The 14,179-nt window shown below is 45.2% G+C and carries 17 protein-coding genes and 3 pseudogenes; 13 read left to right on the top strand and 7 right to left on the bottom strand.

Features of this window, described 5'->3' with window-relative positions:
* Positions 1-8 precede the first annotated feature (8 nt).
* Positions 9-284: a PEP-CTERM sorting domain-containing protein gene (locus XZ46_RS15605; protein WP_228116355.1), complete on the bottom strand. Its 276-nt coding sequence runs from the start codon at positions 282-284 to the stop codon at positions 9-11.
* Between the two features lie 209 nt (positions 285-493).
* Here XZ46_RS15605 and XZ46_RS15600 point away from each other — a divergent pair, with 209 nt between their 5' ends.
* From XZ46_RS15600 to XZ46_RS15590, 3 genes are read left to right on the top strand one after another with little or no spacing between them, the layout of a single operon-like run.
* Positions 494-724: a hypothetical protein gene (locus XZ46_RS15600; protein ID WP_008048809.1), complete on the top strand. Its 231-nt coding sequence runs from the start codon at positions 494-496 to the stop codon at positions 722-724.
* A 3-nt stretch (positions 725-727) separates the two neighbouring features.
* On the top strand, positions 728-1,084 hold the full coding sequence (locus tag XZ46_RS15595; RefSeq protein WP_008048808.1) for a type II toxin-antitoxin system RelE/ParE family toxin: 357 nt from the start codon (positions 728-730) through the stop codon (positions 1,082-1,084).
* Positions 1,081-1,392, top strand: coding sequence for a helix-turn-helix domain-containing protein (locus XZ46_RS15590; RefSeq protein WP_006624931.1), 312 nt, complete (start codon positions 1,081-1,083; stop codon positions 1,390-1,392). The genes XZ46_RS15595 and XZ46_RS15590 overlap by 4 nt, the downstream gene beginning before the upstream one ends.
* Positions 1,393-1,447: 55 nt before the next feature.
* On the opposite strand, the gene XZ46_RS15585 is transcribed toward XZ46_RS15590, so the two are convergent.
* On the bottom strand, positions 1,448-1,888 hold the full coding sequence (locus XZ46_RS15585; RefSeq protein ID WP_006624932.1) for a sulfotransferase domain-containing protein: 441 nt from the start codon (positions 1,886-1,888) through the stop codon (positions 1,448-1,450).
* A pseudogene (locus XZ46_RS29705) lies at positions 1,806-2,066 on the bottom strand (HNH endonuclease); the annotation flags it as partial. The gene XZ46_RS15585 and the pseudogene XZ46_RS29705, both read right to left, overlap by 83 nt.
* Between XZ46_RS29705 and XZ46_RS15580 the strand changes: the two are divergent.
* Positions 2,039-2,434: an EAL domain-containing protein gene (locus XZ46_RS15580; RefSeq protein ID WP_006624933.1), complete on the top strand. Its 396-nt coding sequence runs from the start codon at positions 2,039-2,041 to the stop codon at positions 2,432-2,434. The pseudogene XZ46_RS29705 and the gene XZ46_RS15580 overlap by 28 nt on opposite strands.
* A gap of 346 nt (positions 2,435-2,780) precedes the next feature.
* Positions 2,781-2,915, top strand: a complete 135-nt coding sequence (locus XZ46_RS37575; RefSeq protein WP_006624934.1) for a hypothetical protein — start codon at positions 2,781-2,783, stop codon at positions 2,913-2,915.
* 18 nt (positions 2,916-2,933) lie between these two features.
* On the opposite strand, the gene XZ46_RS15575 is transcribed toward XZ46_RS37575, so the two are convergent.
* Entirely contained in the window at positions 2,934-3,551 is a 618-nt protein-coding gene (locus tag XZ46_RS15575) for a Uma2 family endonuclease (RefSeq protein ID WP_006624935.1), read from the bottom strand.
* A 114-nt stretch (positions 3,552-3,665) separates the two neighbouring features.
* Between XZ46_RS15575 and XZ46_RS15570 the strand changes: the two genes are divergently transcribed.
* The 4 genes from XZ46_RS15570 to XZ46_RS15555 all read left to right on the top strand — a co-directional run bounded on the left by XZ46_RS15570 (position 3,666) and on the right by XZ46_RS15555 (position 8,837).
* On the top strand, positions 3,666-5,009 hold the full coding sequence (locus tag XZ46_RS15570; protein ID WP_008048801.1) for an S-layer family protein: 1,344 nt from the start codon (positions 3,666-3,668) through the stop codon (positions 5,007-5,009).
* An 18-nt stretch (positions 5,010-5,027) separates the two neighbouring features.
* Positions 5,028-5,942 carry a tetratricopeptide repeat protein gene (locus XZ46_RS34320; RefSeq protein WP_006668256.1) on the top strand — a complete coding sequence of 305 codons (915 nt, stop codon included), beginning with the start codon at positions 5,028-5,030 and terminating at the stop codon, positions 5,940-5,942.
* 297 nt (positions 5,943-6,239) lie between these two features.
* Positions 6,240-7,607, top strand: coding sequence for a CHAT domain-containing protein (locus XZ46_RS34315; protein WP_008048799.1), 1,368 nt, complete (start codon positions 6,240-6,242; stop codon positions 7,605-7,607).
* Between the two features lie 66 nt (positions 7,608-7,673).
* Entirely contained in the window at positions 7,674-8,837 is a 1,164-nt protein-coding gene (locus XZ46_RS15555) for a DNA cytosine methyltransferase (RefSeq protein WP_008048797.1), read from the top strand.
* Positions 8,838-8,899: 62 nt separating this feature from the next.
* Here XZ46_RS15555 and XZ46_RS15550 read toward each other — a convergent pair whose 3' ends face one another.
* On the bottom strand, positions 8,900-9,979 hold the full coding sequence (locus XZ46_RS15550; protein WP_006624941.1) for a PIN/TRAM domain-containing protein: 1,080 nt from the start codon (positions 9,977-9,979) through the stop codon (positions 8,900-8,902).
* Positions 9,980-10,502: 523 nt separating this feature from the next.
* A pseudogene (locus XZ46_RS36775) lies at positions 10,503-10,690 on the bottom strand (hypothetical protein).
* A gap of 73 nt (positions 10,691-10,763) precedes the next feature.
* Between XZ46_RS36775 and XZ46_RS32685 the strand changes: the two are divergent.
* The 4 genes and pseudogenes from XZ46_RS32685 to XZ46_RS15535 all read left to right on the top strand — a co-directional run.
* Positions 10,764-11,339: pseudogene (locus XZ46_RS32685) on the top strand (IS607 family transposase); the annotation flags it as partial.
* Positions 11,340-11,466: 127 nt separating this feature from the next.
* On the top strand, positions 11,467-11,664 hold the full coding sequence (locus XZ46_RS38320) for a hypothetical protein (RefSeq protein ID WP_039932373.1): 198 nt from the start codon (positions 11,467-11,469) through the stop codon (positions 11,662-11,664).
* Between the two features lie 6 nt (positions 11,665-11,670).
* Positions 11,671-12,444: an RNA-guided endonuclease TnpB family protein gene (locus tag XZ46_RS32680; RefSeq protein ID WP_006668260.1), complete on the top strand. Its 774-nt coding sequence runs from the start codon at positions 11,671-11,673 to the stop codon at positions 12,442-12,444.
* A gap of 33 nt (positions 12,445-12,477) precedes the next feature.
* Positions 12,478-12,777, top strand: a complete 300-nt coding sequence (locus XZ46_RS15535) for a hypothetical protein (protein WP_228116354.1) — start codon at positions 12,478-12,480, stop codon at positions 12,775-12,777.
* On the opposite strand, the gene XZ46_RS15530 is transcribed toward XZ46_RS15535, so the two are convergent.
* Positions 12,757-14,160 carry an IctB family putative bicarbonate transporter gene (locus tag XZ46_RS15530; protein WP_008048777.1) on the bottom strand — a complete coding sequence of 468 codons (1,404 nt, stop codon included), beginning with the start codon at positions 14,158-14,160 and terminating at the stop codon, positions 12,757-12,759. The genes XZ46_RS15535 and XZ46_RS15530 overlap by 21 nt on opposite strands.
* Positions 14,161-14,179 lie beyond the last annotated feature (19 nt).

The raw sequence follows: 14,179 nt of genomic DNA, 5'->3' as shown, positions 1-14,179 counted from the left end.
ACCATAATTTAAGAATGACGCTTGCGGAACAGACCAAAACCCAATATCCCAAAAACTAAGAAGCCGATCGCGCTATTAGGTTCCGGTACACTCACCTTGTCACCCTGATGGTTATTGGCAGTTAAATCACCTTCTCCATTGAAATTCATCCACCAGCGGAAGCGGTTATTAACCAGATTTCCGTTAGCCGCAGAAGGTAAACGCATTAAAGCATCTGCACCCCCTCTAGCTTTTGGAGTCTGGTTTTGATTGCCAAATATGGTATCCAAATTGGTGATCTTCACATCCCAACCCAATATATCCATTAATTGGCGATCGCCATACCACCCCCTCGAATGATGGCATATATGCTATCATTTGATTGAGTTAGCGATCGCCGGCAATGGCGAGGCAATTGTCACCCAGAATGTTAAAGAGTTTCAGCAGCGCGAACTCATCTTTCCCCAGCTTTCTATTATTTCCCCTGAAGCATTGATTAGGGAGTCAGTACAATATGGCAACTTTAACGATTCGTTTACCCGATGAAAAACATTCTCGCCTGAAAGCACTGGCTCAATCTCGTGGCATCATTGTGAATAAATTAATGGAAGAACTCTCGGCGCTTGCACTAGCTGAGTTTGATGCTCAGACACGCTTTCAAGCCTTGGCAATGCCGGGTGATGTGGCGCGGGGGTTAGAGATTTTGGATCGGTTAGATGCTTTCAAGGCAACGACTTTGTTATAGTTTATGAAATGGAATGTTATATTCGATCCCGATTTTAAGCTCTGGTTTTATCAACAGGAACAAGAACTTCAAGATGAAGTCTTTTCGGTTTTAATTCTGTTGATGGAATTCGGCCCGTCTTTGGGCAGACCGAGAGTTGATACTCTTAAAGGCTCTTCAATTAAGAATATGAAAGAGCTTCGCATTCAATATAAAGGAGAACCTTGGCGGATTTTATTTGCGTTCGATACCGAACGACAAGCTATTTTACTGGTTGGTGGCAACAAAACGGGTAACAAGCGATGGTACAAGGAAAATATTCCTATAGCAGAGCGACGTTATGAACACTATCTTGAACAACTGAAGCAGGAAGAACAATGAAAGACTATACAACCTTATCATCAGAGTTAGCCAAACTTTCTCCAGAACGACAGGAACGGATTAAAGCTAGAGCGGATCAAATTTATCTTGAAGAATTGACTTTCAAGTATCTGCAAGAGAAGTTAGGATTGTCTGAAGACGAGTTGGAGCAATATTTTACTGAATCGGATCTCGGAAAAGCAAAACTGGAAAGTCGGGAATGTCTGGACTTACATACACTTCACGAGGTGGTCAGTGCATTAGGGGGAACTCTGGAAATTACGATCAAAATTCCCCAGAAAGAGCCTTTTGTTCTGATCGGCGAATAGTAGAAACTAGAGCAGATAAACCGTAGGGTGGGCAATTCGGTGGGAAATGCCCACTCTACCAGTTAAATTTTTGTCTGAGATAATCTTCAAGCTGTTGGTTATACGGTCGAAAATATTTTGTAAGCTGTTGATGTAACTGTCGGCTAATGGCGTTGTATTTTCGAGGATTAAGATTGCGATATTCCGGTAAGGGGTGATGTTCCAGACCTAAAAAGTTGTAAATCTGTTGCATAGTGGCGGGGGAATTTTGAAATAAGTCTTCGCTGGGAAGGACGAGAATCTGTTCTCTGGGAAACTGCTCAAACCACTGGGGGAGATAGCGGATATACTGACTAAAGGCTAAGTGATGAGCTAAGTTTAAACTGATGTCAGTTTGATCAATTGCCTGTTGTTTCAGTAAACATTGCAGCCAGCTAACTCCTGTTGGTAAGGCAGTATAAGTTTGTTCGGAAATGGCGGGATTTAACGCACCGATTAGGGAGATTCTTGTATTCATCCTTTCCGCCTTGGCTTCGAGGTATAATGTGGTCTACCTCAACTAAATCTGATGGGGTAAAGTATTGCCCGCACCAGTTACACTTGCCTTTTTGCGTATTGAGTAATTTGGCTACCCTGTTAGGCGTGTCAATTGCTTGTCCTTTTCTGGTTGCCCAGTAAGTCCAATTTCGGTCATGTCGATGAGGCGATCGCACTATTAGAAAGATTAAAAGCCCTAGGTATTAAACTGAGTATGGATGATTTCGGCACTGGTTATTCATCCCTCAGTTATTTGCATCGCTTTCCCATAGATACTCTCAAAGTTGATCAATCCTTTGTGCGTCGGATGGATGACAGCCAGCAAAATACAGAGATTGTCAAAACTATTATTATGTTAGGGCATAACTTAAATATGGATATCGTCGCGGAAGGTATAGAAACCGAAGGTAATGTCCAGACTTTGAAAAACCTAAATTGCGAATACGGACAAGGGTATTTTTTCTCCAAACCTTTGCCGGTCACAGCCTTGGAAGACCTGTTAAATAGGACGCTGTATCAATCATGAAACGAAAACAGGTAATGGTGCTATCGTTGCATTATCCGGAACCGAAAAAATGTCGCGTAAATGTATCAGTAGAGAACTTAGTTGACACTCCCCTCCCTGCCTAAAGGGGAGGGGATTCTTGATTCATAGACCCAACTGGCTTTGACAGGATTGCAAAAGCCAGAGTAATGGTCGAATCTCAGTCGCACGTTTGCTACGCAACGTTTCACGAACGGGTCTACGACCCTTCGCGCTTGCCCTAGCGTACACAAGGCTTCCTTGAGGATGTTGATCGCAGCATTCCAAATTAGTCACCACCCGCCGAAAATCCCAGAGTCCCATATCCGGCACGGTTGCTCAGGAAGCCTTGAGCCGAAATCGCTTTGTGGAAATGGCGCTCGGACAAAAACTAGCGGGTTCCGGTCGTTTGTTGGACAATACCCAAGTGGCGATCGCCCATCCTGACACTTTTCTAGGACAACTGGAATTGTCAAACGGGTAGGCAATGCCCTCCCTCCTACTACGACTTACCCCAAACTCGACGCAAATCTAATACAAAACCAGGTAACAGGTTCTCTCCGGATAACTCAGTTGGATTGGATAGCATTTCTACGTCCGAATCGGCTCGATAAACTTCTACTATTCGACGTTGCGGGTCGATTAACCACCCCAATTTTGCGCCATTTTCTAGATACTCTTGCATTTTTTCTGGCAGCGATTTTAGAGTATCCGAATCAGAACGTAACTCTACGACAAAATCCGGACAAATCTCTGGAAAAGTTTTCTTTTGTTCCTGGCTTAGTGCATCCCAACGGTCTTGACTCACCCAACAGGCATCGGGAGAACGATTTGCCCCATTGGGTAAAATAAACCCCGTGTTACAGTCGAATGCTTTCCCTTGTTGATAATTTTCGTACCAACAATACAATTGCCCAATGATACTAAAATTACGTTCTCCGGTTTCCCAACCCGTTGGTGGATTCACAATTAACTCTCCTGTGGCGGTTCTCTCCAGTTGTAATTCTCGATTACTGGCGGCTAGGGCGGCAAATTGTTCTTGGGTGACGTGAAGTTTCAGGGTTTTGGGGTATGCCAGCAATAGGGTATCGGTTTCCGATGTTTGAGGGGTCTGTACCATTTTGACTTCTCCGATGTAGAGATAGGCTAGTTAAATTTTAGGCGATCGCCCCCACTCCCTCTACCGACATCAGCCGCGATCGCCTCTAACCCAAGCAACACCGGCTTCAACCCCGTGGTTTCCGGTGCGGGGGCTCGAACTCTTTGCCGGTCATCTACGACCGGCGAACTGGATTCTACAGGTCAAGCTGGTGATATCACTATCAATACTAATCAATTAACTATTTCCGGTGATGGGGCGACTATTTTCAGTGCTACACAAGGTAGCGGTCAAGCGGGGAATATTAGCATTCAAACCCGACAACTACAAGTTAATAATGGCGCTCAAATAGTTGCCACTACTCTCGGTGACGGACTAGGCGGAAATATTGACCTTTTGGCTGAGTCTATCCAGTTAGTCGGAACTTCCCCCACTAGGGAAAATCCCAGCGGCTTATTTACTTCTACCGGAACCCCAGACCGGTTTGGTCAAGGAACCGCACCCGCCGGAAATATCCAAGTAAGAACTGGACAATTACAAATTTTAGACGGCGCTCGCATTTCCGCATCTAGTCAAAATCAAGGGTTAGGAGGAAGCCTGAATATTATCGCTTCCCAAGGGGTAGAATTTACCGGAACTTCACCGGATGGCTTTTTCCGTAGCGGCTTATTTGCCGAAAGTCGCAGCGAAGGAGAAGGGGGAAATATTCACCTCAGCGCGCCGAATGTGCGACTAGACAATGGCGGGACTATTACCACGGAAACAGCATCTAATAATGGGGGTAATATCAGTTTGGCGATCGCCGATACCATCACCCTGCGCCGCCAAAGTAGCATATCAGCCACCGCAGGTATAAATAGCGGTCAAGGTGATGGCGGAAACATCGATATAATCACCAAGTATCTGTTTGCTATCCCCCTGGAAAATAGCGATATAACCGCCAATGCTTTTTTCGGAACTGGGGGTAATATTACCATCACAGCTAGGGGGATTTTTGGCATTGAGTTTCGCCCAGAATTAACTCCCTTGAGTGATATTACCGTTAGTTCCGCCTTTGGGGTTGATGGGGTAGTGACAATTAATAATCCCGACGCTGACCCCAGTCAAGGACTGTTTGAACTACCCACCAGACCCATTGATGCGTCTCGGTTAGTCATTCTTAGTTGTTTACCGGGGTCGGATAATAATCAATTTATTGTCACCGGACGCGGCGGTTTACCACCCAACCCCACCACCATACACACCGGAGAAACTCCCCTAGAAGATTTGGGTAATATAACTTTAGAATCATCAAATCTACAACGTAGTGCTACAATTTACCAAGATTTTCCCACAGTAGGCAATTCTAGCCTAGTTGAGGCTCAAGGGTTAGTGGTGCATTCTGATGGTCGAGTTAGTTTAATTGCGCGTAGTCCTCATTCTTCCTCGCCTTCTATTCCCTGGCTGAACCCTCAATGTCGTCCTACTGTAATTCCCTAATCGTGTTGTGCCAATTCTATGAAATATCCTAGGCGTTTGACTTTTACCCTGCTGATTTTCTTGGGTTTATTGATTAGCCTGCTGTTAGCAGATACGATCTGGAAACCGGGTTTAACCGAAATTGTACCCACTAAACAGACTCCCATAATTAGCCAAGCCTCCCAGGGGTTACAGGAGGAACAACGGGGACGCGATCGCTATCGACAGGGGGATTTTCAGGAGGCGATCGCTATTTGGGAGTCCGTCGCGCAAACCTACGGAAACGAAGGATATTTCATAGCCCAAGCGCGGGTTCTTAGTAACCTATCTCTGGCTTATCAACACCTGGGAAAATGGCAACTAGCCACCGAAGCGATCGCGCGCAGTATCGCGTTATTAGAGAATGCCGGACTCTCTGGCTTATCTGTTTTCGCCCAAGCCATGAATACCCAAGGTCAATTATATCTGGCGACAGGAAACCCAGAAGCCGCCTTTAGTGCTTGGGAAACCGCCGAAGAGTTATATCATCGCGATCGGCAGGAAATGGGAGTGTTTAAAGCCAGAATTAATCAAGCCACAGCCCTACAGCAACTGGGATTATATCGCCGCGCTTCTTTACTGTTAGCCGATATTAACAACAATCTCCAGCAGCAAGAAACCTCCCCCGAAAAAGCGATCGTCCTCATTCGACTCGGCAACCTACTTAGTACCCTCAGCCGTTTTAATGAAGCCCAATCAATCCTACAAGAGGGTTTAACTATAGCCACCAATTTAAACCTAAACTCCGAACAAGTTACCGCCCTCATTGGTTTGGGAAATGTCGCCAAAAACCGTAAAAATTATACCACAGCCTTAGACTATTATCAACAAGCCCTAAATATATCTCCTTCTCCTCAACAGCAGGCGGTTATAGAACTCGCTAAATTAAGTTTATTTGCTGAAAATCAACAATAGCCAGCCTTTAGTCAACTATTACCCCGCACCAAATATCACCTAAATCAGTTACCATCAAACCAGACAACTATCTATTATCGTCTGAACCTAGGAAAGCATTGGTCAGCCTTTCAACAAGCACAAAATCCCCAATCATCTTGGCAGGATATTCTGGAACTGTATACCCAAGCAACTCAAGAGGCGATCGACCTAGGAGACCAACGCGCACAAGCCTTTGGGTTAGGTTATATAGCCAGTGTTTATGAACAAACCCAACAATGGCAAATTGCCCAAAATATCACCCAAAATGCCTTAATCTTGAGTCAACAAATTAAAGCCCCAGATATTTCCTACTTATGGTTATGGCAATTAGGTCGCATTCAACAGGCACAAGGAAAACCAGAAAAAGCCATATATTCCTACTTGGAAGCCGTCAACCTCATTGGCTCCCTAAGTCAAGATATCGCATCCGTCGGTCGAGAGTTTCAGTTTTCTTTTCAAAATAGTATTGAACCCGTATATCGAGAATTAGTATCCTTACTATTAGAAACCACACCGCCGGGTAATTCTATCAGTCAGAATAACTTATCCCAAGCTATTAATGTAATCGAGTCTTTAAAAGTTGCCGAATTAGATAAGTTTTTTAGGGCTGATTGTGTAGATATTGTCACTAGAAAAATAGATGAAATAGACCCCAGCGCCGCCGTTATCTATCCCATCATCTTAAAAGATAATCTTCATGTGATTGTCAGTAAACCCAATCAACCCCTAGTTCATCATCAAATTAATGTCAGCCAAACCGAAGTAGAAGCCACCATTAAACAACTCTCTGAAGCATTAGTTATTCGCAGCCGCCGCGATTTTTATGAACCAGGACAAAAACTCTATAATTGGGTAATTCGACCCATCGCTGAGGAAATTAATCCCGAACAAATTAAAACCCTTGTTTTTGTCCCTGATGGTTCCTTCCGTAATATCCCCATGGCAACCCTTTATGATGGCGAAAAATATCTCATAGAGACCTATAGTATTGCCATTACTCCCGGATTAAAATTACTATCCGATAAATCCATCAAACAGCTAGATTTAAAAGTTCTAGCCGGAGGATTAACTGAGGAAAGATATGGCTTTAGTCCTCTGATTTATGTAGCCGACGAAATCGCCACTATTCAATCAGAAACAGCCAGCAAAGTCCTACTTAATCAAGATTTCACCAATCAATTAATCCGCCAAAAGCTAGAATTAACTAACTACCCAATCGTTCATTTTGCTACCCACGATCAATTTAGTTCTCAGCTAGATGAGACATTTATTTTAGCTTGGGATAGTCGTATTAATATTCTGGAATTGGATAGTTTATTGACTGAAAAAACCCTCACAGGTCGTACTCCCATAGAATTACTAATTCTCAGCGCCTGTCAAACCGCCTCTGGTGATAATCGTGCCACTTTAGGACTAGCCGGAATGGCAGTTAAAGCCGGAGCGCGTAGTACAGTTGGCACTCTCTGGTCAGTGAATGACCAAGCCAGCAGTGAGTTAATGAGTCAATTCTACAGATTTTTAAACCAAAAGCAATTCAACAAGTCCGAAGCACTCAGGGAAGCGCAATTAAAACTCTTAAATAATTCCTTTTTCCGCCATCCATTTTATTGGAGTTCCTATATTTTAGTCGGTAATTGGTTATAAACATTTCTCCCCACTGATGGTATAATCATCTAACACCGATGTTGACCAAACACCTGGCTAAGACCCATGACCACCTCAACCGCTAAAACAACCTTTATCGACCTATTTTCCGGAGCCGGAGGGATGTCCTGTGGCTTGGAAATGGCAGGTTTTGAATGTTTGTTAGGTGTCGATTTCGATAAATCTGCGATCCAAACCTTTCAAAATAATCACCCTCAAGCGGAAACAATTTGTGGCGACCTGCGGGAGATTTCTACCGAGCAAATTAGGGAATTAATTGGCGATCGCCATATTAACTTAATTTGTGGAGGTCCCCCCTGTCAAGGTTTTTCCACCATTGGGAGTAACAATAATCTGGATAAACGCAATTTTTTATTTTTAGAATTTCTACGGTTTGTTGAACAACTTCAACCCGACTATATCATCATTGAAAACGTCACGGGTTTATTATCCCGAAAAAACGAAAACACCCTCACATCAATTTTAACTTGTCTACAGAATATCGGATATACTGTTGATGTCCGGGTCCTATCTGCTCATCATTACGGAGTCCCCGAAAAACGCAGGCGCACCATTTTTTTAGGTAATCGTTTCGGCGTACCCAATTTATATCCATCCCCACAATTTCAAGATAATGAACCGGATTTAGACTTTCTTCCTGCTGCTAAAACCGTAGGATTTGCTTGGGAAAATTGGTTAGAATACCAGGGAAAAACGTACAACCACGACCTCAGCACCGCCCAAATTCCCAATCATTTAGAACGTCAAAGAATCCAGCATATTCCCGAAGGTAAAGGCGTTCGTTATCAACCAGACCAACAGGCTTATTTACCCCCCGAATTATGGTATGATATAGATTGGGAAAAGCTGCGAGAATCCCGATTTAGGGAAACCAAACTTAAACGCCTAGCGCGAGATAGTTATTCTCCCACCATCAACACCAGTCGCACCACTTACTATCACCCCACAGAAAACCGTTATCTGACCCCCAGGGAAGCCGCAGCCATTCAGTCTTTCCCCCCCAATTTCATCTTTTACGGAACCGTTACCCAACAGTGGCGACAAATTGGCAATGCTGTTCCCCCTTTATTAGCCAAAGCATTAGGGAAAGCCATGTCAAAATTAGATTTAAAATTAGATAACTCCCAAAACTCAGGAGATAGTCTGAATACAGAATCAGGTATTGAGCAAATTAGAGCTAATGCCTTTAATTATAAAACCAGTGCCTGAGCTTAAAAATTATCGGGTTATTTGACAGATAGGGTACTAAGTCTTAGTACCCTACTGTTAGACTAAGCCATCACAGAATGTTCTGGACGGGCGAAAATCATGCGGCCGGCCGAAGTTTGCAGAGAACTGGTGACAACTACCCGCAGTTGGTCGCCGAGGTATTCGCTACCCGATTCTACCACAACCATCGTGCCATCCTCAAGATACCCAATTCCTTGGGAAGGTTCTTTACCCTCCTTGCGGATTTTCAATTCCAGAATATCCCCAGGTAAATAGGACGGACGCACCGCCTGGGTGAGATCATTAATATTCAGCACGGGAACCTGTTGGACGGTTGCCACTTTAGACAAATTGTAATCATTAGTCAGCAGAAACCCATTAATTTCTTGAGCAAACCGCACTAATTTCGCGTCTACAGTGGCAATATCCTCATAGTCCGCCGAGTGAATTTGAATTCGTTCTGGGTATTCTTCCCGGATACGGTTAAGGATATCAAGTCCCCGTCGTCCCCGCGCCCGTTTTTGATCATTAGCAGCATCAGCTACCAATTGCAATTCTTGCAGAATAAACTGAGGCACGAGAATTTTACCTTCCAGAAATCCAGTTTCTAGTAGAGGTTCAATGCGACCATCAATGATGCAACTGGTATCAAGAACTTTGGTATGAGCAGATTTGAGAGTTCCCTCAGCCAGTAGTGTAGTTTCCAAACTATTGGGGTTGATTAGCTGTAGAAAAGCCCGTCCATGGGTATCAGCCAGGTTAACCCCAGTGTAGCCAAATAGAACACTACATAACACAGCCCCCAGGGGTTTGATAAAGCCAACCTCTTTAGGAATGGGTAACAAAAAGAGGGGAGCGAGCATGAGGTTAGCAATCAGTAAACCGATTACCATACCAATAGAACGGGTGAGTAATACCTCAAGAGGCATTTGGCGGATTTGTTCCTCGACCCGGTGATAAGTGGTTTGTACGACTAAACCGATTACCATACCAATTAGGCCAGTAAAAGCGGCGGTGACAGACCGTAATCCCTCAATATTAGTTACCTGTTCTAGGACACTGCTGGGAAGCAGTTCTATCCCGTAAAAGCCGGTTCCGGCTCCTGCTATGATAAATAAAATGATAATGGTGGCATCTAGCATAGTTCTGGAGAATCCCAATTAAATCTCAATTCCCCTAGAGGGATTGAGTGGTTTTGTATTTTGCTTAATTATATCTTTCACGGGCTAACCGATTTAATTGTGGGTAATTTCGGTAATCACGACTGGTCTGGGGGTGTTAGTGGTTTTCCTGTCTGAGGTTTCGGGTGTTGATAAATTCCTATATTGGTTGATTGGAGGCGGATTGAGGCTGGTTGAGGCGTAACAATTATTTTATAAATTGCTAGAATTAGATCAGAGTCCAGCTAAAGAAGTGTCACTGTCAGCACCCCCGGCTGAAGCACGGGGGCTTCGTGCCCCCCTTTCAGGTAGCTGACCAGCTATAGCCTTAACTGGCTCCGTGAGCGAGCAAGAGTTAAAGTTCCTACCCTGGAATGCGTGCTAGTTCCAGGCTCATGAACCGAATCGTTAAACATCTCTAAGGGGTTAAGGACGTGCGATTTGGATAGTACCGACTCTGAACATTGGCGTTCGCGCAGCGTGCGCGTTAGCGCAAGCGCAAACATTACCCCGCAAGGGAGTCGGAGCCAACCATAGCTCCATGGAGGGGCAACCATACCCCTCCACCCCGCAAGGGGGTGCTGGCGGCTAAAGCCACTTGAGTCGGTTTTCCTCTCCGTGATAAATCACGGAGCTTCCAACCCTCCCAGGAGTTTTACGTGAGGAACAATAACTAGAGGCAGTCGAGAGCATGATTTAATCTCAAATTAGGTTAATATTTTAGGGCAATACGGTATAAGAAGCGAGAAGAGTTGAGGATAAACCTATTGCCAAATATGTCAAACCCAAGGAAGCCACCCAAATCCTTGGAGTCCATGAAAGAACACTCCGCAGATGGGACGACAATGGCTCAATCGAGACCATCAGAACCCCCGCTGGGCAACGACGATACAACGTTGAGTGATATACTGCTGCCGAATCAGGCAGTGACAAACGCAAAGTCGTTATCTATGCCAGAGTTAGTAGCCGCGCCCAGCAGTTCGACCTCAACCGACAGGTGGCCGCACTGTCCAACCTCTACCCCGAAGCAGAAGTCGTCTCAGAAATCCGAGGCGGGCTCAACTTCAAGGGAAAGAAAATGCTGGCCTTACTGGGACATCATTTGTCAGGAGATGTCGGCATGGTTGTCGTTGCCCACAAAGACTGATTGGCAATATGGGGATTTGACTTGTTTCGATGGCTCTGTGAGCAAAACAGGTGCTCACTCATGGTTCTCAACGAGACAAGTCTCAGTCCAGAACGAGAAATGGTTGAGGACATCCTCGCCATCCTCCACTGCTTCAGTTCCCGATTATACGGAGTGCGTAAATACAAAACTCAGGTCAAAGAAGATCCGGATTTACCCCAGCCCCGAGCTAAATCAAGTCTGGCGCAAATGGTTGGCCGCTTGTCGGTATTGCTACAACCAAGCAATTGCATTATCTAGGAGTGGTAAACGACTAAGCAAACTGAAATTACGCAACGAAGTGATGCAGAGCGACTTGCCTGCATGGGTCAAAGAAACACCCGGCCATATTCGGCAGAATGCTATCTTTGATGCCTATCTCGCCTTTTCAGCCAGTCCTGGCGCAAGGTTTAGGAGCTGTCGGGATAGTTCTCAAGCGATTAAGTTTAACGATGCTAATTTCTCTTCAGGGAGTTGGTATCCAAGACTCACGAAAGGATGAACTTTCATGGTTTCCGAAGCTATCCCTAAAACTTGCGGGCAAGGGACTCAGTTGGTGTTTACCAAAGGTCGATGGTTGGCGATTTTCCCTGAACCAGTTGCCGTTACCCCAACTGACGCTACTGGCGTGATTGCATTAGACCCGGGTGTGCGAACTTTCATAACTGGGTTTGATGGCTCTCGGTTTCTGGAATTGGGCTCCGGGGATATTGGAGGCATTACTAGGCTATGTCAACATTTGGATGATTTGATGAGCCGAATCGCCAAGGAACCCTGTCGTTCAAGAAGGCGACGGATGAGGCAAGCGGCTCAACGAATGAGAACCAAAATCCGCAATCTAGTGGATGAGGCCCACAAACAAATTGCTCACTACTTGACTCATAACTACAGTATAATTTTTCTGCCGACCTTCGAGACTTCCAACATGGTTGCCAAGGTGAAGCGTCTAATCAAATCCAAGACTGCCCGCACCATGCTGACATGGGCGCATTATCGATTCAAACTAACCCTGAGACATCAAGGGGAAATAACTGGAACCACAGTTGTAGATGTGACGGAAGAATACACCAGCAAAACCTGTACTCACTGTGGTCATGTGCATTCCCAGCTAGGTGGCTCAAAAGTGTTCCGATGTCCGGAGTGCGGGTTCACTCTACCACGGGACTGGAACGGTGCTTTTGGAATCTTTCTAAAAGCTTTGCGGGATACCGCCTCTGTTACCTTAACGGGTAATAGTGCTATCGTCGCATTGTCCGGCAATAGCCGGATAAATGTCGCGTAAATGTATCAGGATCACTAACCGATGTTAGAACTGATGGAAACATTCCATTTGTGGGAATACCAACTGAGAATTTATCGAGTTTTTCAGGAATATCGGATTGAACTTTGCCGTCAGGGTAGATATTACCTGCATCAAAAATCGTTTTCTGATTTAGATAACTGTGTACTCTGGGCTTGGTTGGAATTGACCGATCGCCTTGAAACATCACTGACAGAAGATGAATGGGTAGCCCTGTCTCAGGGTATTACCCATTCACAAAACTATCGCCAATGGCTGAATATAAGTCAACCCCCACCAGCGCCGGCTAAATCATCAGTTGCTGCTGCTATCTGAATTAATACCCTGGCTATTAGGTAAATAGTAACTAGCAATCAGTGCCACCATTAACCACCAGAGAGTATTAACTTGGGGACGATACAACACTGTATCAAACAGACCATGGGCTAACATTCCGGCTAAAGTGGCGATCGCAGCTATTAACCAGAAACCATTAGGATCTTCCCACTCTCGTAGCCTTTTAAGTTGTAGCCATCCTTGGTTAAAAGTCACCGTCAGCAACCACAAGAAGGCGGTTAACCCTACAAACCCAGTTTCTACGATAACCTCTAAGATGACAGAATAGGCACTCAAAGCGGAGTATCGGGGGCGCATATATAACGGATAAACCTGATTAAAAGCATTATTACCAGGTCCAATTCCCAATATAGGGCGATCGCGGATCATCTCTATGACCGCCGCCCAAACATTAATGCGGAAATTATTACTACTATCACCACGTCCCGCAAAGATAGTGGCGACGCGATCGCGCACTGGTGGCACAATGACTATGGCTAACACCAGCAACGCCGCCAAGCCACCGACACCAATAGGAACAGCCCATTTTTGCCAAAAAGGTGGGAAATATTGGCTAATCCAGTACAGCAGCAAAACGGCAAAAGTAAACAATAACGCCACAAACCCCAGCCATCCCCCACGGCTAAAGGTTAAGACCAAACACACAGAATTGACGACAGCCATAGTAATTGCCAACAATTTCGGCATCACGCCGCGCCAAACCAAAATCGCCCCGAGACTCAATCCGACGGCTGGGATGAGATAGCCAGCGAGTAAATTAGGATTACCCAAGTAACTGTAAATTCTGGTGATATTAGCTTGGGCTGATGTAGGGTCCACCCAAGTAGCTAAAGCCTTAGTACCAAAAAACCATTGCCGCATCCCATAAACCCCGACAATCAGGGTAATATGCAGATAGAAGCCGATAAAAAGCGATCGCAAACGAGGCGATCGGAAAACCCGCGCCATCAGGAAAAATAGGACTAAGTAAAGAGTCAAGCGCACCCAACCATTAAAGGCGGCCTGTTTGACGGGAGATAGGGATGTAGCGATCGTGGCAATTCCCCAATACAACAATACCAACAGGTGAATAGGGGTAAATGCCACTTGTGAGGGTTCATCACTAAGGGTCAGCAGAACCCAAAAGCCACCACAGGCGATCAGCAAAACTCCAATCAAAGCGGTATTAACAAAAGGCGCTAACCCAAACACCGCAGCCACCAACAGGGCTCCAATTAATTCTCCCCATTCCATGAACCAGCTTCCCTGTCGCCACGATCGCAAACTCCCACTAATGCGATAGAGTAGACTTCCTCCCCGCCACTGGTAGAGCCTCAGATTCCGCAAAGTAATAGACTGCCAAATTGATGCCACACTGGTCATGATCGTAAAATTCGATAAG

The organism is Limnospira indica PCC 8005 (assembly GCF_000973065.1).
Lineage (GTDB): Bacteria > Cyanobacteriota > Cyanobacteriia > Cyanobacteriales > Microcoleaceae > Limnospira > Limnospira fusiformis.
The sequence above is the reverse complement of the archived record's forward strand: the minus strand, read 5'-3'. Positions and strand labels throughout refer to the sequence as shown.

Coding starts and splice junctions, on each gene's coding strand:
- XZ46_RS15600 (WP_008048809.1), top strand. CDS start 494: ATGGCAACTTTAACGATTCGTTTACCCGATGAAAAACATTCTCGCCTG.
- XZ46_RS15595 (WP_008048808.1), top strand. CDS start 728: ATGAAATGGAATGTTATATTCGATCCCGATTTTAAGCTCTGGTTTTAT.
- XZ46_RS15590 (WP_006624931.1), top strand. CDS start 1,081: ATGAAAGACTATACAACCTTATCATCAGAGTTAGCCAAACTTTCTCCA.
- XZ46_RS15585 (WP_006624932.1), bottom strand. CDS start 1,888: ATGAATACAAGAATCTCCCTAATCGGTGCGTTAAATCCCGCCATTTCC.
- XZ46_RS15575 (WP_006624935.1), bottom strand. CDS start 3,551: ATGGTACAGACCCCTCAAACATCGGAAACCGATACCCTATTGCTGGCA.
- XZ46_RS34320 (WP_006668256.1), top strand. CDS start 5,028: ATGAAATATCCTAGGCGTTTGACTTTTACCCTGCTGATTTTCTTGGGT.
- XZ46_RS15555 (WP_008048797.1), top strand. CDS start 7,674: ATGACCACCTCAACCGCTAAAACAACCTTTATCGACCTATTTTCCGGA.
- XZ46_RS15550 (WP_006624941.1), bottom strand. CDS start 9,979: ATGCTAGATGCCACCATTATCATTTTATTTATCATAGCAGGAGCCGGA.
- XZ46_RS38320 (WP_039932373.1), top strand. CDS start 11,467: ATGCAGAGCGACTTGCCTGCATGGGTCAAAGAAACACCCGGCCATATT.
- XZ46_RS32680 (WP_006668260.1), top strand. CDS start 11,671: ATGGTTTCCGAAGCTATCCCTAAAACTTGCGGGCAAGGGACTCAGTTG.
- XZ46_RS15535 (WP_228116354.1), top strand. CDS start 12,478: ATGGAAACATTCCATTTGTGGGAATACCAACTGAGAATTTATCGAGTT.
- XZ46_RS15530 (WP_008048777.1), bottom strand. CDS start 14,160: ATGACCAGTGTGGCATCAATTTGGCAGTCTATTACTTTGCGGAATCTG.